The 20,967-nt window shown below is 64.9% G+C and carries 15 protein-coding genes; 8 read left to right on the plus strand and 7 right to left on the minus strand.

The window, feature by feature from the left end:
• Positions 1 to 83: 83 nt before the first annotated feature.
• A complete protein-coding gene (locus tag ACE101_RS17340) occupies positions 84 to 1,481 on the plus strand; it encodes a rhamnan synthesis F family protein (RefSeq protein WP_379131870.1) in 1,398 nt (465 codons plus the stop codon).
• Between the two features lie 54 nt (positions 1,482 to 1,535).
• On the opposite strand, the gene ACE101_RS17345 is transcribed toward ACE101_RS17340, so the two are convergent.
• Together ACE101_RS17345 and ACE101_RS17350 are read right to left on the minus strand one after the other, a co-directional pair.
• The gene (locus ACE101_RS17345; protein WP_379131873.1) at positions 1,536 to 2,276 is read right to left on the minus strand and encodes a TylF/MycF/NovP-related O-methyltransferase; all 741 of its coding nucleotides are present in this window, start codon (positions 2,274 to 2,276) and stop codon (positions 1,536 to 1,538) included.
• Between the two features lie 117 nt (positions 2,277 to 2,393).
• Positions 2,394 to 3,224, minus strand: a complete 831-nt coding sequence (locus tag ACE101_RS17350; protein ID WP_379131875.1) for a glycosyltransferase family protein — start codon at positions 3,222 to 3,224, stop codon at positions 2,394 to 2,396.
• 284 nt (positions 3,225 to 3,508) lie between these two features.
• Between ACE101_RS17350 and ACE101_RS17355 the strand changes: the two genes are divergently transcribed.
• Positions 3,509 to 3,871 carry a hypothetical protein gene (locus ACE101_RS17355; RefSeq protein ID WP_379131878.1) on the plus strand — a complete coding sequence of 121 codons (363 nt, stop codon included), beginning with the start codon at positions 3,509 to 3,511 and terminating at the stop codon, positions 3,869 to 3,871.
• Between the two features lie 18 nt (positions 3,872 to 3,889).
• Here the strand turns inward: ACE101_RS17355 and ACE101_RS17360 are convergent, their stop codons facing one another.
• Positions 3,890 to 4,252 (minus strand): hypothetical protein, encoded by a 363-nt coding sequence (locus tag ACE101_RS17360; RefSeq protein WP_379131881.1) that lies wholly within the window; start codon positions 4,250 to 4,252, stop codon positions 3,890 to 3,892.
• Positions 4,253 to 4,515: 263 nt separating this feature from the next.
• Between ACE101_RS17360 and ACE101_RS17365 the strand changes: the two genes are divergently transcribed.
• The 6 genes from ACE101_RS17365 (at position 4,516) to ACE101_RS17390 (ending at position 14,638) form a co-directional block, all read left to right on the plus strand.
• Complete coding sequence (locus tag ACE101_RS17365; RefSeq protein WP_379131883.1) at positions 4,516 to 5,265, plus strand: AAA family ATPase; 750 nt, start codon at positions 4,516 to 4,518, stop codon at positions 5,263 to 5,265.
• A 681-nt stretch (positions 5,266 to 5,946) separates the two neighbouring features.
• Positions 5,947 to 6,831: a hypothetical protein gene (locus ACE101_RS17370; RefSeq protein ID WP_379131886.1), complete on the plus strand. Its 885-nt coding sequence runs from the start codon at positions 5,947 to 5,949 to the stop codon at positions 6,829 to 6,831.
• 85 nt (positions 6,832 to 6,916) lie between these two features.
• Entirely contained in the window at positions 6,917 to 8,776 is a 1,860-nt protein-coding gene (locus ACE101_RS17375; RefSeq protein ID WP_379131888.1) for a calcium-binding protein, read from the plus strand.
• Between the two features lie 297 nt (positions 8,777 to 9,073).
• A complete protein-coding gene (locus tag ACE101_RS17380; protein WP_379131890.1) occupies positions 9,074 to 11,293 on the plus strand; it encodes a peptidase domain-containing ABC transporter in 2,220 nt (739 codons plus the stop codon).
• Positions 11,294 to 11,405: 112 nt separating this feature from the next.
• On the plus strand, positions 11,406 to 12,746 hold the full coding sequence (locus tag ACE101_RS17385; RefSeq protein ID WP_379131891.1) for an HlyD family type I secretion periplasmic adaptor subunit: 1,341 nt from the start codon (positions 11,406 to 11,408) through the stop codon (positions 12,744 to 12,746).
• Positions 12,743 to 14,638: a tetratricopeptide repeat protein gene (locus ACE101_RS17390; protein WP_379131894.1), complete on the plus strand. Its 1,896-nt coding sequence runs from the start codon at positions 12,743 to 12,745 to the stop codon at positions 14,636 to 14,638. Before ACE101_RS17385 ends, ACE101_RS17390 begins: the two co-directional genes overlap by 4 nt.
• Positions 14,639 to 14,686: 48 nt before the next feature.
• Here ACE101_RS17390 and ACE101_RS17395 read toward each other — a convergent pair whose 3' ends face one another.
• The 4 genes from ACE101_RS17395 to ACE101_RS17410 all read right to left on the minus strand — a co-directional run bounded on the left by ACE101_RS17395 (position 14,687) and on the right by ACE101_RS17410 (position 20,789).
• Complete coding sequence (locus ACE101_RS17395) at positions 14,687 to 15,589, minus strand: polysaccharide pyruvyl transferase family protein (protein ID WP_379131897.1); 903 nt, start codon at positions 15,587 to 15,589, stop codon at positions 14,687 to 14,689.
• Between the two features lie 22 nt (positions 15,590 to 15,611).
• Positions 15,612 to 16,481: a beta-1,6-N-acetylglucosaminyltransferase gene (locus ACE101_RS17400; protein WP_379131900.1), complete on the minus strand. Its 870-nt coding sequence runs from the start codon at positions 16,479 to 16,481 to the stop codon at positions 15,612 to 15,614.
• A 123-nt stretch (positions 16,482 to 16,604) separates the two neighbouring features.
• Complete coding sequence (locus ACE101_RS17405; RefSeq protein ID WP_379131902.1) at positions 16,605 to 19,208, minus strand: glycosyltransferase; 2,604 nt, start codon at positions 19,206 to 19,208, stop codon at positions 16,605 to 16,607.
• Positions 19,209 to 19,271: 63 nt separating this feature from the next.
• Entirely contained in the window at positions 19,272 to 20,789 is a 1,518-nt protein-coding gene (locus ACE101_RS17410; RefSeq protein WP_379131903.1) for a DUF6212 domain-containing protein, read from the minus strand.
• Positions 20,790 to 20,967: the final 178 nt, after the last annotated feature.

A 20,967-nucleotide genomic window follows, 5' to 3' on the forward strand; every position in this document is an offset into this window, starting at 1 on the left:
TCCGTGCTCCTCGTGTCCCCGCGCCGGATCACGGCGGCCGGAGCCGGCCGCGCCGCGCGGCTCGCCGGTCAGGGGCTCGGGATTTGAGAATCGCGGTCGTCGCGCATTGCCACTACGCCGAGCAGGCTCACGCGATCGTCCGGCGCCTCGCCGCCGTGCCGGATCGCCACGACCTGTTCGTCAGCACGAGCGATGCCGCCCTGGCGGAGACCCTGGCGGGCGAGATCGAGGCCGTCCCCGCCATCGACGATTGCCAGATCGTCATCGCCCCCAACAGGGGGCGCAACTTCGCGCCCTTCCTGGTCGAGTTCCGGGAGGACCTGAAGCGCTACGATCTGATCTGCCACGTCCATACCAAGCAATCCCGGCACCGCGGGGACGCGCTGACAGGGTGGGGCGAGTACCTGATCGACCATCTGATCGGCGACGGCCCGGCGTGGTCGCGGGCGGTCGCGCTGTTCCGGAGCGAGCCGCGCTGCGGGCTGGCCTATCCGGATGCCTACGCGCCGCTGCCGTTCTGGAGCCGCCACTGGCTCGGGAATTTCGCGATCGCCCGGCTCTGGGCGGAGCGGGCCGGCGTGCCGATCCGCCCGGGCTTCGTCCATTATCCGGTCGGCGGGATGTTCTGGGCGCGGCCGGCCGCGATCGCCCCGCTGCTCGACGACGACTGGTCCTACGCCGACTTCCCGGACGAGGAGGGCCAGATCGACGGCACGATGCAGCACGCCATCGAGAGGCTCGTCGGCGCGGTCTGCCACCACACCGGCTACGACCATTTCGCGCGGGCGCCCGGCCGGGAGGACTTCGTGAAGGTCCAGGACGGCGTGTTCCCGCACGACGAGAACTTCCGCGCCGACAAGCTGGCGGAGCGCGTCGCCGCCTCGCGATACGTCTCGTTCGACCTGTTCGCGCTCGCCGCCGGAGCCCGGGATGAGATCGAGAGCGCGGCCCTCGAGCGGGTGTCGCGTTCGCTCATCGCCGCGAAGGTGATCGCGTCGCCGGAGCCGTATCTCCTGCACCGGCGGCTGATCGAGCTGCGGTCGCGGTTCGAGTACCGCCATGCGGGCCAGATCGCCTTCGGCGAGCTGGTCCGGGCCCTGTCCCTCGCCCTCCGCGGCCCGGATGCCGCCCTGCTGCGGGCGGAGGCGGATCACGTCGCCGGGATGATCGCCCCGGACGCCCGCGTGACCGAGATCTACCGGGCCGCCGCCGCGGCGGGCCGGCCGATCCTGATCGTGGCGGATTGCGTGTACGGGCGGGGCTGGATCGCGGACGTCCTGCGCCGGCTGGACCTGCCGGATCCCGCCCATTGCTTCTGCACCAGCGACGTGCCCGGCCTGCGGGCGGACGGAACGGTCTGGAAGACCGTCGCCGAGGCCGTCGGGGCCGGTGCGTGGGAGATCACCCATTTCGGCAAGGACGTGGCCGAGGACTACCTGCTGCCCCAGCGCAGCAAGGTCTTCACGATCCATGTTCCCTGAGCATCGTTCGCCGAACCGGTGACCGCCTCGGCGGATGATGCCGAGGAGCGGGACTCAGCGCTTCAGCAGGACGCCCTGGCCGGTCGTCATCTCGAGGATGCGGTATCCGCGCGTCTCCGCCCAGCGCTTCTCCGCGTCGTGCTGCTCGCGGTAGCCGGACCAGCCGTAATCGTCGAACACGATCATGCCCCCGGGCGACAGGCGGTCGAAGAGAGCGTCGAGCGTCTCGATCTCGGCCTTCGACGAGTTCAGGTCGAGATGCAGGAGCGCGATCCGGCGCGGGCTGCGCTCGCGCAGGATCTCCGGCAGCATGCCCCTGACGACATGGACGTTCTCGTAGCGCCGGAACCGGAGCACCACCTTCTCGTAGAGGTTCTCCTCGCGCAGGACGGGGTGATCGTGCTTCTCGGTGTCGTACCGGGCGGGGATGCCCGCATAGGTGTCGTAGAGCCACATCTGCTTCGGCACTTGGCCGAAATCGAAGTAATCGGCGAGGACGCTGAACAGGAAGCCCTTCCAGACGCCGCACTCGACGATGTCGCCGTCGATCCGCAGCGCGTGGTCGAAGGCCCAGATCAGCGTGTTGAGGCGGAAGATCAGCGACCGCTCCTGCTCGTTCGTGGCGTGCCGCTTGATCGCCGCGAGCAGCTTCGCATCCTGCAGGTACGAGCAGTTTCGTCCGATGATGATGTTGTTGTCGCCGTAGGCGACGCTTCCGAAGATGGATTTCAGCCGTTCCAGGCATGAATTGAGAAACGAAAGGTCGTCCTTGTTCTTGAAATCGCCGTAAAACATTCGGTTCCCCAGCTCCGTCGACGGACTTGAGGGGCCCGTCCCGGATGATCGACGGTGCGGACAGTATCGTCTGCCGGTGGACTTGCCCAGCCTGCGCCCCGCGCGGGTCCCTGGGCGTCAGCGGGACAGCACCGCCGCCGGGCAGGCATCCAGCAGGGCGGAGCGGGCCTCGGGCGAGACCAGCGCGGCGACGGCGCGGCGCGCTGCCAGATAGGCCGGCCGGGCGCGCCGGAGCAGCGCCTCCTGCCGCGGATCGGGGCGGATGAGGTCGCCCGCCCCGGTCATCATGTTGGGCTTGAGGAACTGGAAATGCGTGATGATGGGCGCACCCTCGCAGCCGAAATACGGCCGGCAATTGAAGGTCTGCGGCAAGGCCGCCCACAGGCCGGCGCAGACGGAGTTCATGATGCCCTGATCGTACCAGGGATTCGTGTAGGTTCCGGCGGAGAGGTCGATCAGCAGCCGCTCGAAGACGGGATGAAGGCTGCGCATGAACTTGACGTTCATGAGCATCACGCCGGCATTGAAGGCGCGGTCGGTCTCGCGGACCTCATCGTCGGTGAGGATCTCGCGGATCGCGGCGAGGGGAGCCGGCGGGGGCGCGAGGGCGACCTCCCGGTGGAAGAGCACGTCGGTATCGGTGTAGAGGACGACCTCGTCCTCCGCCTCGACGAGGGGGATGTCGAACCGCAGGGCGTTGCCGAGCAGCCAGTCGTAATCGATCGGCGCCGCGCCACGATTGCGCGCGATCTGCGGCGCGAAGCTCAAGGAACGAAAGACGACGGTGACGCCGCGGCGCTCGAAGTGCCGCATGAGGGCGTTCGGCGGGCCGTCGAAGATGAGGTGCGGCTTCAGGCGCGTCCGCGTCAGGCAGGATTCGACCGCGGCGATCAGGCATTCGCCGCCGGAGGCGAGGCCGGCCTCGTTGCAGCAGGTGTACCACTTCATCATCGGCCTCTGCGCCTGCTCCGGTGTCGGGCCGGACCATGGCGGGCCCTATAGCATGGCCGTCCGCCTGCGCGCCGTGCCGGCGGCGCGCGGCCTTGCGCCGGCTGGGCCGCGCGGGAGCCCCGCCCGATCGCGTGGCGATCGAGCGAGGCTCTAGGTCCTTGATCGTGACGCATTTTCTACGACGAACCGGGATCCACTTCGTCGGGAAATGCTCTATCGATGCGCCTACCCGTGCGCCGGCCGCGCGGAGCCGGTGGCGTCGCAGCGACGGAGAAACAGGCGTGGCAGATCAGGATTGGCGCGGGGTCATCAGCGATGACGGCCAAGCGGCCGTGATGACGATCCCGCAGGGACGATCGGAGGAGGCGACGATCGTCTTCCACGGCGCCGAGGATCTCGACCGGCTGATCCAGATGGTCAGCGTCCTGCGCGCCCAGATGACGCCGCCGGTGCCGGAGACGCCGCGGGACAGCGACATCCCGATGAGCACGACGCCGCCGGTCTGGGCGGCCCTCGGGACCCGGACGGACGGCAAGCGGCCGCTGCTGCTGCGGCATCCCGGCCTCGGCTGGGTCGGGTTCCTGTTCGACGACGAGAGCGCCGCAATCCTCGCCGCCGCCCTGACGAGCCGCCCCGCGCGGTGAGGCGCGCTGCGCCCCCGCCTAATCCAGAGGCGCCTGCGCCGGATCCTGGATCGCGAGGTCGGTCGGCATCTCGGGAACCAAGACCTTGCGGTGCTGGCCGGGGCCGCCGGTCGGCTTGCACTCCGTGCAGATCGACTGCTGGATCTTGCGCATGCGGCGGTCCCGGGCGGCATCGTTGGCCGCCTGCTTGGCCGAGTCCTGGTTGAACTTCTCGATCACCCGCTCCCGGTCGGCCAAGTCCCGGCTAGCCAAGTCCCGGCTGGTCAAGTCCCGTCCGGCCGAGTCCCGTCCGGCCAAGTCCCGGCCGCTGATCGTCTGCGCGTGGACCGGCCCGGCCATCATGCAGGCGGACACCACGGCCGAAGCCAGGATCGCTCTCATCGAAATCCTCAACCGTCCTCTCGGCCGTTCCGGGGAAGGCGCCGGACGGTCTCCGCCGGGCGCCGGCCGGGATCGCTCCCGCCGGCCGACCTTCATCGGCCCGGAGGAGAGCCACGGCCCTGCGGCTGATTTGTGGCCCGGCCCGCCACGGCTGCTTCGGCGCCGGCCCGCACGGGCCGTCCAGGGGAGTGCGACGGATCGGCAACGATTGCGCCACGAATGCCTGCCCGCGCGGACGAACCCGTTGAGGCCGAGTCCTCCTTGTGGCAGCGTCCCGCCGCCTCGATCCCGCCAGGCAGCTCACCGTCTTTCCGAAATCGACGCCGGACGGCACCCGCGTGCCGCCCCGTGAAACAGAGTCCGAGACCATGCTCGTCGTATCGATCGTTCAGCAGAAGGGCGGAGTCGGCAAGACGACGCTGGCGATCAATCTCGCCGGCGAGCTGCGCCAGCGGAAGATGAAGGTGATGATCATCGATGCCGACCCGCAGGCATCGGCCACGGCATGGTCCTCGCCGCGCAAGCTCGGTTTCGATGTGCGCCCGGAACTGGTGTCCTCCGGCACCGTGTCGCAATGGCTGCGGAACGTCCTCAAGCAGCAGGCGGATGTTCTGATCATCGACACGCCGGCCGGCCTGGGACCGGTGTTCCGCGCTGCCGTCGACGTGGCCGACCTGATCCTGATTCCCTGCGGTCCGTCCAGCCTCGACCTGAACTCGGCGCGCACCACCCTCGGGGCGGTGGCGAATCAGCTGCGCAACGACAGCCGGTCGCATGCCCGCGTCGCCCTCGTCCCGACCCGGGTCGATCGGGAGACGCCGGAGGGTCAGCAGATCACCGACGAACTGGACGCGCTCGGCGAGCCCGTCGGCCCGGCCCTCAGCCACGACGTCTACTTCGTGCGCGCCTTCACGCAGGGGGTCACGGTGACGACGGCGGCCCCCGCGAGCAACGCCGCGGGCGAGATCCGCGCCGTGGCCGAATTCGTCCTCGCGCAGCTGCCGCGCGCCTGACGCGAAGCGGCTCCTCGTGGTGCCGCTGGTTCCGGCGGCGACAGGCCTGCGAAAGCTCCGGCGGATAACGGACATGCTGACTTGGATCAGGGTCGGTGATCGTCCTCGTGCGGGATACCCGGTCGCTCATCCGCGGCGGCATGACGGCATGACGGACGGTTCATCGCGAGCCGCGGCGGCGCGACCTTCTCCGGCCCCGGTTTCGCGGGAGTCCGGCGCCCCAGCGGGGCGTGACGGCCCGGCCGATCCACGGACGTGGCCGGGAGTTCGGCCGGTGCTGGTGGCGCGGGGAGCCTCGACCGGCCGTCGCCGGTGGGGCGCGATTTGATTTTGCAGCGGTGATCGAAGCAGAGCGGCAGCGGACATGCGTCGGAAATCATGCCGATTCGGCAGGTGTGCGTTCGCTTTTCGGGGTTCGCGGCTGTTCCAAGACGATGGCGCAGGCTTGTTGCATTTTTGCACCATAGTCAAATGTTGATTCAATTCCGAGTTCTGATGATCGCGTCACGACATCAATACAGGTGTGCTGCTCAATAGTGTGATGTTCAGGTGAGGGATAGAACTTTCCGCTCGAAGGATTAGGTGGTTGCGAGACTTTCATTGACCGAAGCCTGCAAATCACATAGCGTTCGAAGCACGGCGAGGATCGGCATGGCACGGGTGCGGTAGGCCAGACGTATTATGGGCGATCAGGTTAGTCCTCTGACAGTCGAGGCGGGGCTTTACGTCCTGCGCTATGTCAAGCCGCTGTCGCGCGGAGCGTCTCCGACCGTAGAGGTTCGGATTCCCGCCGAGTTCGGTCGTTACGTTCAGGCGATCTCCTCGCCTTTCGACGATCCGGGGGTGATCGGCGGGCCGGGCGGGTGTCTCGTGCTCCGGGCCGAGCGGCCGGCGACCTTGCAGATCGTGGTCCGCACGCCGGCCGGACACGGCGAGGTTGAGCTGCAGCTTGAGCCGCTGGTGACGGCACGGACCGCCGCGGCGCGGCCGGCGGCCGGACAGCCGCAGCAGCCCGGGCCGGCGCAGGCCGGGCTGCCGCAGGCGGGGGCGGCGCTCGACATCCTGGCCCACGTCTCCCGGCGCGGGGACGTCAAGGTCGGCGCAGAGGCCTGGATCGCCGGCCCGGCATCCCCCGCGCCGATCGAGGGGCTGGAGATCCGCACCGGCGGCCTGCCGGGTCTGCGCCTGGAGTATCAGGTTCTGGTCGGCGGCGCGGGCGGCGGCTGGACCCGCTGGATGAGCGGCGGCGAGTATGCGGGCACGCGGGGGCAGGCCCGGCCGCTGCTCGGCATCCGCCTGCGGCTCTCCGGCGGCGCGGGGCAGGGGGTGACCCTCGGGGCCGAGGCCCTGTTCCTCGGCGCGAGCGTCGAATCCGCCCGCGGCGACGTCGTCGAGCTGGTGAGCGGAGCCGGGATCGATCCGCTCGTTGGCCTGAAATTAACGTTTGTCCCCGCTCGTTCGGAGGCGGGGCGGTTGCAGGGTGGTCCGGTCCCATCGGGATCGGCCCAGCCGGCGGGACCGCGCACCGGGCGGGTGCGTGTATTCCGGGCGTCCGGCGTCCGTTAGCGGGCGTCGTCGAGTAAAAATACAACAACACTAATCACCGCATTGAGGGGATTGAGTTATGTCGGGGACATACCAGACAGATCAGGTGTCGCTTGATCTGTCCGTCGCACAGAACAGCGACCCTGGCGTCGCGGCGGCGATCAAGCAGGCGCTGATCGCCGCGGGTGCGGTGGCGCCGGACGGGGCGGGGCTCGTCAACTACTACAAGAGCACGTTCGTCAACGAGGACGGCTCGCCGGTCACGCTCGACCTCTCCGGCGAGGGGACGGAGCTGCTGATCGCGAACGGCGCGGGTCAGAACCTGAGCATCGGCCCGACGGAGAACCTCGTCGTGGCGACCGGCGGTGAGCCGGGGACGATCGTCCTGCAGGGCGACGCGACCGTCCGGGTGGTCGTCGGCTCCGGCGCCGCCTTCGTGCAGGGCAATGCGGGCGCCAACACGATCCTGGGCGGCACTGGTAACGACACCCTGGTGGCGGGCCTGAACGGCGGCGCCCACCTCATCACCTCGGGCGGCGGCAACAACGAGCTCTACGGCGGCACCGGAGCGGACACGCTCCAGGCGACCGAGGGCGGCAACAACCTCATGTACGCCGGCACGGGCCGGAACGTGCTCCAGGGCGGCAACGGCCGGGACACGCTCATCGGCGGCGGCCAGTCGGTGCTGACGGCCGGCAACGGCGGCAACACCCTCTTCACGGATGCCCGCGGTGCGGACACGCTCGTCGGCGGCGCCGGCAACGACTACCTGATCGCGCTCTCGGGCAACAACCAGCTCACCACGGGCGGCAGCGGCACGGACGAACTCTACGGCGGCTCGGGTGCCGACACGCTGACCGCGGTCACGGGCAGCAACATCCTGTATGCCGGCACGGGCCGGAACGTGCTGCAGGGCGGCAGCGGCAAGGACACGCTGTTCGGCGGCGGTCAGTCGCAGCTGACCGCAGGCAGCGGCGGCAGCTTCCTGATGACCAGCGTCGGCGGTGCGGACACGCTCGTCGGCGGCTCGGGCAACGACATCCTGGTCGCGACCTCGGGCAACAACCAGCTCACCACGGGCGGCAGCAGCACGGACGAGCTCTACGGCGGCTCGGGTGCCGACACGCTGACCGCGGTGGCCGGCGACAACCTCCTGTACGCCGGCTCGGGCCGGAACGTGCTGCAGGGCGGCAGCGGCCACGACACGCTGTTCGCCGGTGGCCAGTCGCAGCTGACCGCCGGGAGCGGCGGCAACTTCCTGCTGGCCGATATCGGCGGCAGCAACACGCTCCTCGGCGGCGCCGGCAATGACACGCTGGTCGCGAATTCCGGCAACAACCGGATCACCGCGAATGGCGGGAACGACTTCCTGCTCGGCGGCAGCGGGGCGGACACGCTGACGGCGACGAGCGGCAACAACGTGCTGGTGGCGCGGTCGGGCCTCAACGTCCTCCAGGGCGGTTCGGGCCACGACACGCTCTACGGCGGCGGCCAGTCGGCGCTGACCGCGGGCAGCGGTGGCAACGTGCTCGCGACGAGCACCCTGTCGGCGGGTCACGACACCCTCACGGGCGGCGCGGGTGCCGACCACCTGGAGGCGATCGCCGGCAACAACCTGCTCACCGCCGTGGGCGCGGGGGACACCCTCTACGCCGGCGCGGGCCGCGATACGCTGGTGGGCTCCGGAGCCGGGACGACCTTCGTCGACGGCTCGGGCGGCAGCCACCAGATCACCGGATCGGCGGGCGACGACCTGTTCTACATCAGCAAGACCGGCGGCCACGACACCATCGTGGGCGGCGGCGGCAGCGACCTCCTGGCAATCGGCAACCATTCCCAGGCGGACGCGACCATCCAGAACAACGGGAACGGCTCCTTCACGGTGTCGTTCAGCGCGTCGGACAGCGTCACCGTGTCGGGCATCAGCACGATCCACTTCACGGACGGCAACAAGCAGCTGTCCTAAGGCTGTCCCGAGCCTCGTCGAGGCCGCCTCGGCGGCTCTCCATCGACATGTGGAAGGGGCGGCCCAGGCCGCCCCTTCGTCTTTGGCCCGACATTGGTCGCATTCCCGACCTAGAGCGCCCCGCGCCGGAATGGGGGGCGGTTCGGCGCGGCGGAGCGCATCGCGCCGGTGACCGGGAGCGGCACCCCGTCGACGTCTGCGGGGATGCCGCCTGCCCGAGGATCCGCGTCGCTTGGCGTTGACATTTGGCGCTGAAGTTCGGGCCGTCAGATCCGCGTGCGAAGAGGACAGCAATCCATGTCGGAATCCCAGGCGGGCCGGAGTGGCAAGGCGGGCGCGGACACGCAGCAGCCCGCTCTGCAATGCCTCGCGCTCGTGGCGCGCCAGCATGGCATCCACCTCACCCCCGACCAGCTGATCCACGACAACCAGCTGCAAGCGGGCGCGCTGTCCCCGGCGGATCTTCTGCATTGCGCCAAGCGCGCCGGGCTGACCGGCCGGCGCCTGCGCCTGAAGTGGCGGCACCTCGCGCGGCTCGGCCAGGCGCTGCCGGCCATCGTCTTCCTGGGCGACGGCACGCCCCTGATCCTGCGCAGCGTGCAGGCGACGGACGCGATCGAGCAGGTCGTCCTGCAGGATCCCGACGCGCCCGAGGATGCGCCGCTGGTGCTCGACCGCGTGCGCTTCGAGGAATTGTGGGACGGCGCCATCCTCATCCTCAAGCGCGACTACGGCATCCGCGACGAGGAGCAGCCCTTCGGCATCAAGCTCATCGCCTCGCTGATCTTCCGCGAGCGCCGCATCCTGCGCGACGTCGTGGTGACGGCGGTCTTCCTGAGCCTGCTCGCGCTGGTCCCGATCCTGTTCTTCCGGCTGATGACCGACCGGGTCCTGACGCATTCCGCCATGAGCACCTTCGTGGTGCTCTGCATCGCGCTGGCGATCTGCATCGTCTTCGAGACCGTGTTCAGCGCCCTGCGCCGGGCGCTCCTCCTGCACCTGACCGCGCGCATCGACGTCAAGATGTCGACGCTCATCTTCGAGCGCGTCATCCGACTGCCGGTGGAGGTGTTCGAGAAGACGCCGGTCGGTCTCATCGCCCGCCACATGAACGAGGCCCACAAGGTGAAGGGCTTCCTGATGCAGCAGCTGTTCGGGACGGTCCTGGACAGCGTCTGCCTCGTGTTCTTCATCCCGATCATGTTCATCCTGAGCCCGGTCCTGACCCTGATCGTGCTCGCCTGCTGCCTGCTGATCGCGGCCTGGACGGCGGCCATGCTGCCCGTCTACGCGAAGCGCTCGGGGGCGGTGATCGCGGCGGAGGGGCAGCGGGGCTCCTTCCTCGTGCAGACGCTGCAGGGCATCCGCACCGTCAAGTCGCTCGCCCTCGAACCGCGGCAGATCCACCAGTACGACGTCCTCGTCGCCCGCATCGCCCGGCTGCGCATCGCCGAAGGGCAGCTCTCGAACCTGATCCAGTCGGCGATCCTGCCCCTCGACCGCTTCATGATCTCGGGCACCCTTGCCATCGGCGTCTATCTCTCGATGACCTCCAAGGAGGCGGGGGCCGTCGCGGAGATCTTCATCTTCCTGCTGCTCAGCCAGCGGATCGTCGGCCCGCTCCGGCAGCTCGCCCAGCTCCTGGAGCAGTACGAGGAGGCGAAGAGCTCGATCGGGCTGGTGAGCGGGCTGCTCAATGTCGGGTCCGAGGACGAGAAGCGGGGCCAGGGCGTGCGCCTGCCCCTGACCGGCCGGGTCGAGTTCGCCGCGGTCCGGTTCCAGTACAGCGGCGCGACCAGCCCGGCTTTGGACGCCGTGTCCTTCGAGGTGCCCCCCGGGACGACCCTCGGGATCATGGGGCGCAGCGGTTCCGGCAAGACGACGGTCACCCGTCTGCTGCAGCGCCTGCACGCCAACTACGACGGGCTGATCAAGATCGACGGCATCGACGTGCGCGAATACGCCCTCGATCACCTGCGCGGCTCCCTCGGCGTCGTGCTCCAGGACAACTTCCTGTTCTCCGGCACCATCCGGGACAACATCACGGCGGCCAAGCCCGACGCGTCCTTCGACGAGGTGGTCCGCGCGGCGCGGCTGGCGGGCGCGGAGGAGTTCATCGACCGCCTGCCGCGCGGCTACGAGACCTACATCACCGAGGGCTCGAACAACCTCTCGGGGGGCCAGCGCCAGCGGATCGCGATCGCCCGCGCGCTGATCACCAATCCGCGCATCCTGATCCTCGACGAGGCGACGAGCGCCCTCGATCCCGACAGCGAGGCGATCGTGAACGCCAACCTGCGGCGGATCTCGGAGGGGCGCACGGTGATCGTCATCTCGCACCGGCTGTCCTCGCTCGTCGCCTCCGACGCGATCCTGGTTCTCGAACGCGGCCGCGTCCACGACATCGGCAAGCACGCGGAGCTGCTCGGACGCTGCGACATCTACCGCGATCTCTGGAACCAGCAGAACGGGACCGTGCGCGACGGCTCGGATCCGAAGCTGCGTCTGGTGAGCTAGAACAGGATCCGACCGCGTTGCCATCGGATCCTGCTCTAGCTCTTTGTTTTTGCCGCATTTTCTGCGACGAACCGGCATCCGCTTCGTCGCAAGATGCTTTAGGATGGCGCCGATGACGAAGCAGTCCGTCGAGACCACGCTGCTGCGCTTCCAGTCGGAGACCGACGACATCCGGGAGGCGCCCGAGCCCCGCGTCCTGCGGGCGACCACCTTCGCCGTCGCGGCGCTGGTGATGATCTCGATCGGCTTCGCGGCCGTGGCGCGCGTCGACCGGGTGGTGATGAGCGACCGCGGCAAGATCGTGCCGGCGCAGGGAACCGTGCTGTTCCAGGCCCTCGACACCGCGATCATCAAGACGCTCGACGTGCGCGAGGGCGATCAGGTCCGCAAGGGGCAGCTGCTGGCGACCCTCGACCCCACCTTCGCGGCGGCGGATGTCGAGCAGCTGGAGAAGCAGCTCGCCAGCCTGGAAGCGCAGATCGCCCGCGCCACCGCCGAGCAGAACGGGCAGGTCTACGCGCCGGAGATCAAGGACCCGGCGAGGGACCAGTACGCCCTCCTGCAGAAGACGCTGTTCGATCAGCGCGCCGGGCAGTTCAAGGCGCAGATCGCGAGCTACGACCAGAAGATCGCCCAGACCCAGGCGACCATCCGGCGGCTCGAGGGCGACGAGGCGCGCTACGCCGAGCGCGAGAAGATCTCGCGGCAGATCGAGGGCATGCGCCAGCAGCTGGTGGAGAAGCAGGCGGGCAGCCTCCTGAACCTGCTCGTCGCCAGCGACGCGCGGCTGGAGATGCTGCGGACCATGGAGAACGGGCGCGCCAGCCTCGTCGAGGCCAAGCACCAGCTCGCCGCGCTCCAGGCCGACCGCGACGCCTTCGTGCAGCAATGGATGTCGACGAGCAGCCAGGATCTCGTGACCGCCAAGGGCACCCGCGACACGGTGAGGGCGCAGCTCTCGAAGGCGGCGCGGCACAAGGATCTGGTGCAGCTCACCGCACCGGAGGATTCCATCGTGCTGACCCGCGCCAAGGCGTCGGTCGGCTCCGTCCTCAAGGAGGGCGAGACTCTGATGACGGTGGTGCCGACCAACGCGCCGGTCGAGGCCGAGATCAACATCTCCTCGCGCGAGATCGGCTTCATCCGGGCCGGCGACCGGGTGACGCTCAAGATCGACGCCTTTCCCTTCGTCGAGCACGGGGTGGCCCGCGGGCGCCTGAGCTGGGTGAGCGAGGGCGCCTTCACCCTCGACGAGGACGGCAAGCCCGTGGAGCCCTATTACAAGGCCCGCGTCGCCGTCGACGAGATGCACTTCGTCCGGGTGCCGCCCGGCTTCCGGCTGATTCCCGGCATGACGCTGACCGGCGACATCCATATCGGCGAGCGCTCGGTGCTCGGCTACATGATCTCCGGGGCGACGCGGCGGGTGACCGAAGCCATGCGTGAACCATGACGCTGGCGCGCCTGATCGACCGCACGACCCGCCTCTACGCGGATTTCCAAGTCCAGCAGGCCAAGCGCCTGCTCGCGGAAGGGCGGCTGGCGGCGGCGCACCGCGCCTTCGCGGCGGCGGCGCGGGCCGGGCACGTCGTGGCGCAGTATCACCTGGGGCACGATTACAGCATCGGGCGGGGCTGCGGGCGCTCGGGCAGCGAGGCGATCCGCTGGTTCGAGCGCGCCGCGCGCGCCGGCCACACGGAGGCGCAGTTCGAACTCGGCGTGCTCCTCCTCGCCGATCAGGATGTCGGCTGGTGCACCGGGCCGTCGGCGCGCTGGGCCGCCGCGGCGACCGACCGCGGCAGCCGCCTGGCGGATCTCGCCTTTCCCGAGGGGGTGACGCGGCCGAAGGATGCCGAGCGGGCCTATGGCTGGCTGCGCCGGGCGGCGGAGGCCGGCAAGCCCGAGGCCCAGGCCAATCTCGGCTGGCTGCTGCTCAAGGGGATCGGCTGCGCGCCGGACCGGCAGGAGGCGCATGAATGGCTGCGGGCGGCGGCGATGCACAACATCGCCCAGGCCGCCTTCGGCCTCGCCGAGTTCTACGGGACGCCGGGCCAGCCCGAATACGACCCCGAGGCGTCGCGCATCTGCCTGCGGCGGGCGGCGGATCTCGGCAACGCCTCCGCGGCCTTCAACCTCAGCCTCGCCCTGCTGCGCGAGGGTGGGTCGGCGGCGAACACGGCGGATGTGGAGCGCTACTTCGCCATCGCGGCCGAGCGGAAGCACCCGGAGGCGGCCTACGAACTCGCCTCCCTGCGGCTCGCCAGCCTCGCGCCGGGGGCCGATCCCGAGCCGGCCCTCAACCATCTCCGCATGGCCGCCAAGGCCGGCCATCTCGGGGCGGCCTTCATGCTGGGCGAGGTCTACAGCCGCGGCGACCGGGTCAGGCCGGACCTGCGCGAGGCGGCGCAGTGGTTCCGGCGCGCGGCCGAGGGCGGCCACGTCCAGGCGCAGTTCCAGATCGGCTGCTTCTACGCGCGCGGGGAGGGGGTTCCCCAGGATCTCGCCCATGCCGCCCGCTACTTCGCCCTCAGCGCGGCCGGCGGCCACGCGGTCGGCGCGCTCAATGCCGGGATCTTCTATCAGACCGGTCAGGGGGTCGGCCGCGACCTCGGCGAGGCCGTGAAGTGGCTGCGGGTGGCCGCGGAGCAGGGCCTGCCGCAGGCTCAGGCGCGGCTGGGCGCGCTGCTCGCCTCGGGGCAGGTCGATGGCGGCGACGCCGCGAGCGGGCGCGCGCTCTTGGAGGATGCCGCGGCCCAGGACAGCGCCGAGGCCGAGGTGGCCCTCGCCCAGATGCTGCTCGGCGAGGGCGGCGAGGAGGCGCGGGGGCGGGCGATCGATCTGCTGACCCGGGCGCTCGCCAAGACCAATCTGGTGGCCGCCGAGATGCTCCTCGACCGCCCGGCGGGCGAGGTGCCCGCGGCCGCCCTGGCGCAGGCCCTCCAGGTGCTGGATGCCGGCGCCGCAGCGGGCGTGCCGGGCGCCATGCTCCGCTTGGCGGCGGAGTGCCTCTCGGGCCGGCACGGCGCGGCGGATCCGGAGCGGGCCGAGGGCCTCCTGCAGCGGGCCGCGGCGGCGGGGGACGTGGAGGCGCGCTTCCGCCTCGGGGTGTTCTACTGCCAGCGCAAGGCCACGCCCGAGGATATCGCGCTCGGGCTGACGCACTACGTGGCGGCGGCCGAGGGGGGGCATGTGCTGGCGCAGTACAATGCCGGGGTTATGTATCTGAGCGGCGTTGGCACACCGCCCGATGTGAATGCAGCGGTTCGCCACCTGTCCCGTGCCGCCGATCAGGGGATCGAGAAGGCGGCCGAACTGCTCAAGAGGTTGAAGGAAACGGCCGGTTGATGGTATCGGCCGTCGATCGTGCGATCTTTCAGACTGGAAATGCCTGACCTAGATTCTTGAGTGGCGGAGCGTCGTTCCGGTTGCCGGTGCAGGTCTGTACGTTATGTGCGGAGAACGGGCTCGCATACTGTGGCGGTAAACGGATCCGACTTTACCATAGGAATTGTCTCTCAATACGCAGGCGATATCCAGCAGAAAGCATCCGATGCCGACATGCAGGCGATCCGTCAGTATTTCGTTGCAGGATGAAATCGTTTTCAGGAAGCACCACGTCGCTTTGCGGGCGTTGTCCGGCCAAACACCGTATTTGAATATCTCGGAGATGTCGGCATCGCTCTTCAGCTCCGCGGATACGGATTCCCAGTCAAGGCGTCTGAAGTCGCAGACACCGTCCGACTTGGAGATCGCATGCGACAAACCGGGATGTCGTAGTATTTCCGCTTTCCAATCGTCTTCGTAAAGTGAGCGTGCGTCAGGATCGTCAATGAACTGTCGCGCATCCAGGTGAAACGCCATGTCATGGCCAAGGAAAACTTGCGACTTGGTATTGTGAGTAATGACGTGCTCATAGCTGGCGGCATCACGACAAAATATAATGCAATTCTCGCCCATATTGGATAGTAGCTCTTCGTTGCCCCTGATGGTGTGTGGCAACAGGACGAGTGTCGCGGCAACTTTGTGGAATTTCGCGATTGCGTCAGCAATAGAAGTATATATTGGAATGAAATTGCCTCCCCCTCCGAGAAAAACAACCCTCCCGGCGATGTCTGCTTCACTACCGATCAAATCGTAAGAAACGTTGCATCGATTGAACGCTTCATAAGTGGCTGCCGCGATCAGCGAATCTCCGGCATTTCCAGGGTTCGGAAAGAAAGCAACTCGCTGTCCCTCAAACTTGCGGATAAGGTTCTCCACGGAGAAACGAAGATCTTGCAAGCACATGAGGTCCATGCCTTCACCTTCACGCTGTGTTTTAAGCTTCTAGTCGAGAAAATTGAGACTCATAAGCGCCGATAGCTGCTGATATTACACGCCTTGCTTCGGCGTCGGAGTCAAGGTCCTCGCCGAATTTTCGAGCGAACGGATGTGTTCCCGCTTTGACGGCCAAGCAGTAATCCTTAAGATCAAGCATTTTCGGGCTCCAGCTTCCTTCACGCCAATAGCACAGGGTGCTCGACGACCAGGCGACCTCGGAGCGATGCTGAGAGTTTAAAATCAAAGTATGGAAAAATGATTCGTCTGGAACATTAGATTCTGCAAGCCGTAAATAAATATTCTCGCTCGCGGATTTCAGAATGAATTCGACGTGATGCCGCGCAAGGATGACCCATTGACTGCCAACGAAGTAATTAAAATCTGGGGGGCCGAGTTTCTCAGTGCGCACGGCTCTGCCGTCAGACTCCATTTTGTATTTGTAAATAATCCGATCCCATATATCATGCGTCCATTTCAAACTAGGATCTGCTTTTGCCATATCGTTCCAAGTAAACATGCTGCGCTGAGGAACGAGCCATGACCGTATCCTCTCGATAGGCCACAGGGGTAAATGCGTCCCGCTCAGGATGACGGCATGAGTCCAAGGCCGATCCTGCTCGCGCCCGGAAGCAAGCGCTTCAATAGTCGCCTGAACAACTCTGAAGCTGCCCCACGAGCATGAAACCCGAGATATTACCTCAATATTTGGTTTTGTTTTTCCTGCGCCAACGAGCAGGTTCTTGAACGTCGGATCGGCCGACGCATCGACGTGGATAACGTAATGATCGACTTCATTATAGATCGCATCCAAGAGTCTTAGTGTTTGTCGGGGAAAATCATGGGTCAATATGACAAAAAGGATGCACATGAACGTTCGCCTTTGTCGTCGATATCAAAGCGGTGCCGTTACGAACCTCCGGCTGGCGCTGAGCACGTGCTGAGATCGCCGGTTGCCTGAGCCATCGCTCCAATTCATCCCACGATGGTCCTCCTAGCGAGCCGTTCTCCATCTTTCAAGAATGTCGATCAATGGAGCAGCCGATGTACTCCACTGCCGCCGCTGCGCACGCCTGAATGCCGCCGTCGAGCGTGAGATGCGAACAGTGTCGGAAGCAGAAAGTTCGCTCAAGATAGCGACAGTTGCATCGATGAGACGGGCATCGTCGTCGGCGGGCAGCAAATAACCGTCGGTGCCATCTTCGATCAGTTCGCTGACTGCGCCGACATCTGTAACGAGGGGAATGCAACCGATACGTTGCGCCTCCAACACGGAAAGTGGAGCGCCTTCCCAACGCGATAGAAGGATCAGGACGTCGGCTTCGCCCATCGCATGTGTCAGCCCCGCCTCATCGTAGGTAGGGGGCTCGACGACAACCCCGAGTTCTGCGAGCCGCGTCTCAGCCGCATCTTTTCCTTGTTCCGTCACCACCCGCCCGCCGATCACGCGCCACTCGACAGAGATGTCCAGCATTCGTGCTTGGCGAATTACCTCGTAGAGGCGATCCACGCCTTTCTGGCGGTCCAGACGCCCCAGATACAGGACCCTCAAGGGGGCTGGTGCCTCTCGATGGGATCGACGCATCATGATGTGCGTCAAGTCCGAGTGCGATACCTCGTAGCTCGGAGCGTTAGGGATCTCCATGATCTTCGCTCTGGGAACGCCCATGGCGTTCAGGAAGTCGGCCATTTGCTGAGAGCATGTCAGCAGTAGATCATAGGCATGTTCGAAAGCGAGGCCGACATAGGGATGCCCCGCCGGCCGGCCGTAAAGCGTCTCGTCAAGGACATGATAATGTCCAACAATCTTGGCGCCCTGACGCCTTAGATCTCCGAAGACGGAGTTCAGAGGGGCAACGTGCGACATGATGATGATGTCAAGGTTCGTGAGCGCCCCAAGCATGCGTTGTGCCTGCGCCGTTTCATCACCCGGCAGCGTGATCGTATGACCCATATATCTTTGATTGCCTGCCCACAAGACATAATCAGGCATAATCGATACGGTTTCGAATATGCCATGAAAATCGCCAAATTCGGCGTAACTTTTGCTGCCGATAATAAACAGATGACAGGCAAAATTGTTCTGCCAGGCAAGATTTGCTATATTGTAGGCAACCTTCTCGACACCGCCGAATGCTCCCATTGGAATGACGAAGCCGATATCGACACGTGGTGCCGATTTCAGTCGGTTCGTTACAGGTTCACCGCCGAGATGATTCCTGAGTTTCTTGTAGTTTTCTATACGGCTGGGCAAGCAATGTGAACGCCAGTTCCAACGCCGGCGGTCTAGACCTATGCCCGCTTCTTTCAGAGCGTTCAGAACGGAAAAGACCGATTCGATATCGAAGTCGCGTGCATCGCCAGCATGAACATAATGCGCAGGCAGCTTCACGATAATGTTGCCAATGCTGGGCTGCGGATACTCAGAGCAGATCGACCTAATCCAGCTGTCTGCAGCATCATCAACGCAGGCCCGCAAGGTTCCGTGCGTTGTCACAATCCCGGCCGGCATTCCGCAGTTCGGATTTTGCAGCCTATTGAGTGGATTTATTTCAATTCCATATACATTCTTTGTAAGCTCAATGTTTAATCTCACAAAATTATAGTATCCGGAGAGCCTTTCTGCCTCCAAGAAGACCGAATTGGCGAGCCCAGAGCGACGCAGTAAGTCAAAGCCGCGCCGCGACATCCAGAAAACGAAAGGAGGTACTTGGAACGTGTCGGGCTCTGTGACGGCGCGCCAGTGAGCCTGTGTGTAGTCCGAGAGAGCTTGAACAGCGTCTGCCTTGCGCGGATCGGTAAAGCTCGAGCAGCTAAGATCGTCCGCGAAAACACATAAGTAACGAGGATCCTCCTCGTGTTCCGTTGCCAGTAAATCACCGCTGGAAAAGAGTTTCTTATGTTTGTTGCGGATATAATCTAAGATTGCTTCGCGTTGCCGGTTCGAGTCTCGAACCATGCTCTCCGCCCGCTGGCGATAGTCCAAGCCGAAATGCGGAGCGTTGATGCCCCTGAAGCCCAGGTCCAGGCATTGCAACCAAAAATCCCAGTCTTCGTAGCCCGCCTTCATCTTCTCATCGAACCGCACACCGGCATCGACGATCCGACGGCTAATGAGACTGCCTGCCTCGCAGATATTATCGTAGACGACGTGTCTTAACTTCGAATATGATCCCGCATAGTTCCCGCTCCACTCAATGCCCATTTTGTCGATGTTTGGATAAACCCAATCAGCCGCGGCGTTGGAGATGAGGAGATCGACTGTGGAGCGAATCGTACTCGGATTAATGCGATTGTCGGAGTCGAGGAAATAAATGAATTCCACATTGGCAAGATGGCTCAATGTGTACTCGATACCGGCATTGCGGGCGGAGCTGAGCCCGCCATTCGATTTCCTGATGTAGTATATATTCCTGTATGCGTAAGAGAAAGATTTGCAAACCTGATGAGTCTCGTCGAATGGGCAGCCGTCATCGACGAGCACGATGGCGATCTTGTACGGTGCATCCTGCGCGAGCGCAGAGTCGATTGCCTCTGAGACCAGAACGGAATGTTTAAAAACCGGAATGATAATAGCGGCTTTGTAATCGAACTTCATGCTCAATGGAGGCGACATGGAATAACCTTTACTCGTCTGCCGATCAATAAAAATACGTCGAAATCATGCTTTGCTCTGCTCCATGACCGTGAGTCCGCGAACCACGAGGTGCGCGCTGCCGACATCGCCGCGCAACATCTTGGACGAAATCAGAATATTTCCGGATTCAAAATTTTCTTCCGCTATATAAATATTCAGATACACTGTCTCGTCCGAAGAAATTGTGAGTATCTCTGACGATTCGATCTGGCCGCTGTTCAATGATCTCGCTTCCGCATCGTCGATCGAGTGTGTGAGCGCCGCTCGTAATTGGACTGTTGCAGTGCAAGGGGCTGAGGAAGTCAGGCTTACCTGAGCAGAAACGCGAACCGTGTTGGGGCGAAGCGCACGAGGAATGACGATAGACAGGCTGTCGTTCTCGTGAATTTGGGCGGAGATGCTGGATTGGGTGACGTCTGACTTGTTGATCTGATTGAATCTGGAGCCTGACGTGCGGATTTGTGCGTGAAGTAACGTATCCGCTTTGATCTGCCGCTCGCGCAAGCTGCCGCGTTTGACGCTATTGATCCAGTCAGGGCTCATCATGCCGGGCAGGCCCGCCCACACGATCAAGGCGAGGTGCCGGTTCGCGATCGGGCTCCCGGTATCCAGGGCCGTGAGACGATATCGCTCGATTGGCTGAATTTCCGACAACCCGATCTGCGGAGCTGTGCCTTCGCCGGAATAGTGAAGTTCCAGGCGGACGGTTCTCCGCAATCCACCGAGAGAGCGTTCGAGACCGAACGTGTTCCACCCGAGTTTGAGGCTGCGCCCGGGGACGGTCCAGCGCCCGAGAACCTGATCGCTCTCCATCGCGCGCAGGACGAGCGTCAGATTGTCGGACGTCGAACCGGCCTGGGCAATATAGAGCGAAACCCCGATGATGCCTCGGCTGGACACCGGCAGGATCTGACCCACCATCCCGAGATTCGCGATGTCGACGACCTCCTTGCCGGCTTCCGGCATCGGCTCGGCTTGGAAGACGGCGTCGAACGGTTGCAGCTGCTGCCGATCGAGATAGATCTCAAGATCATGGTATCGATTTTGCAGCTCCTCGCAATGTTTGCGAAGCTGGGCGAGCTGTCGAGATAAACTTGTGATCAGTGAGGATTGTGCGAGCGTTGTATCAAGAGAAACAATATTGATGTTGACGTTTTGCGCTGATGTATGGCGTGCCGGAACAAGCCGCGGCTCTGGCAAGTGAGTGAAGCCGAACTTGCGCAATCCTTCGCGAACATGAAGCAGATCTTCGATTCGATCTTCGTGCTGCGTCAAAACTCCTGCGATGCAGGACAGGGGTGAGATCGCGCTGCCGGATTGGGTATCTACTAATTCCGACACGATTTCTCCCGTCGAAATGTTCGGGATCTCGATGAGAACGACCTCCCCGCTCAGGCATTGCGCGATGTCTCTCGCCTCATCTTCGTACACCATGATGCATGGTGTGCGATACACGTCGGGATCGCAGATGCCGTCGGTCAGGTCAGGCCTGTTCATACTAGAAGCTGCATTTGCTTGAAAAACCGTGCGATTGTGGAGCATAAATTCTAACGTTCGTCAATACCGGCGGACGTGCTGAAGCCGTCATGTGACAAGCTCAGCGAACAACGAATAGCTTTGTCACGAGTGTGAGATCTTTTTGTCTCGGCCGGCTATGCAGTCGGATGGTCTCGGCGAGGCATTGTATTGGCGTGCCGATGCTCAGAACGAACGAATGCGG

The sequence above is a fragment of the Methylobacterium carpenticola genome, from assembly GCF_042748905.1.
In the GTDB taxonomy this organism is placed as follows: Bacteria; Pseudomonadota; Alphaproteobacteria; order Rhizobiales; family Beijerinckiaceae; genus Methylobacterium; species Methylobacterium carpenticola.

Bases quoted from the DNA above. Each gene is read 5' to 3' on its own strand.
- ACE101_RS17400 (WP_379131900.1), bottom strand. From the start codon at position 16,481: ATGTGCATCCTTTTTGTCATATTGACCCATGATTTTCCCCGACAAACA.
- ACE101_RS17350 (WP_379131875.1), bottom strand. From the start codon at position 3,224: ATGAAGTGGTACACCTGCTGCAACGAGGCCGGCCTCGCCTCCGGCGGC.
- ACE101_RS17385 (WP_379131891.1), top strand. From the start codon at position 11,406: ATGACGAAGCAGTCCGTCGAGACCACGCTGCTGCGCTTCCAGTCGGAG.
- ACE101_RS17395 (WP_379131897.1), bottom strand. From the start codon at position 15,589: ATGGACCTCATGTGCTTGCAAGATCTTCGTTTCTCCGTGGAGAACCTT.
- ACE101_RS17390 (WP_379131894.1), top strand. From the start codon at position 12,743: ATGACGCTGGCGCGCCTGATCGACCGCACGACCCGCCTCTACGCGGAT.
- ACE101_RS17410 (WP_379131903.1), bottom strand. From the start codon at position 20,789: ATGCTCCACAATCGCACGGTTTTTCAAGCAAATGCAGCTTCTAGTATG.
- ACE101_RS17380 (WP_379131890.1), top strand. From the start codon at position 9,074: ATGTCGGAATCCCAGGCGGGCCGGAGTGGCAAGGCGGGCGCGGACACG.
- ACE101_RS17360 (WP_379131881.1), bottom strand. From the start codon at position 4,252: ATGAGAGCGATCCTGGCTTCGGCCGTGGTGTCCGCCTGCATGATGGCC.
- ACE101_RS17345 (WP_379131873.1), bottom strand. From the start codon at position 2,276: ATGTTTTACGGCGATTTCAAGAACAAGGACGACCTTTCGTTTCTCAAT.
- ACE101_RS17370 (WP_379131886.1), top strand. From the start codon at position 5,947: ATGGGCGATCAGGTTAGTCCTCTGACAGTCGAGGCGGGGCTTTACGTC.
- ACE101_RS17405 (WP_379131902.1), bottom strand. From the start codon at position 19,208: ATGAAGTTCGATTACAAAGCCGCTATTATCATTCCGGTTTTTAAACAT.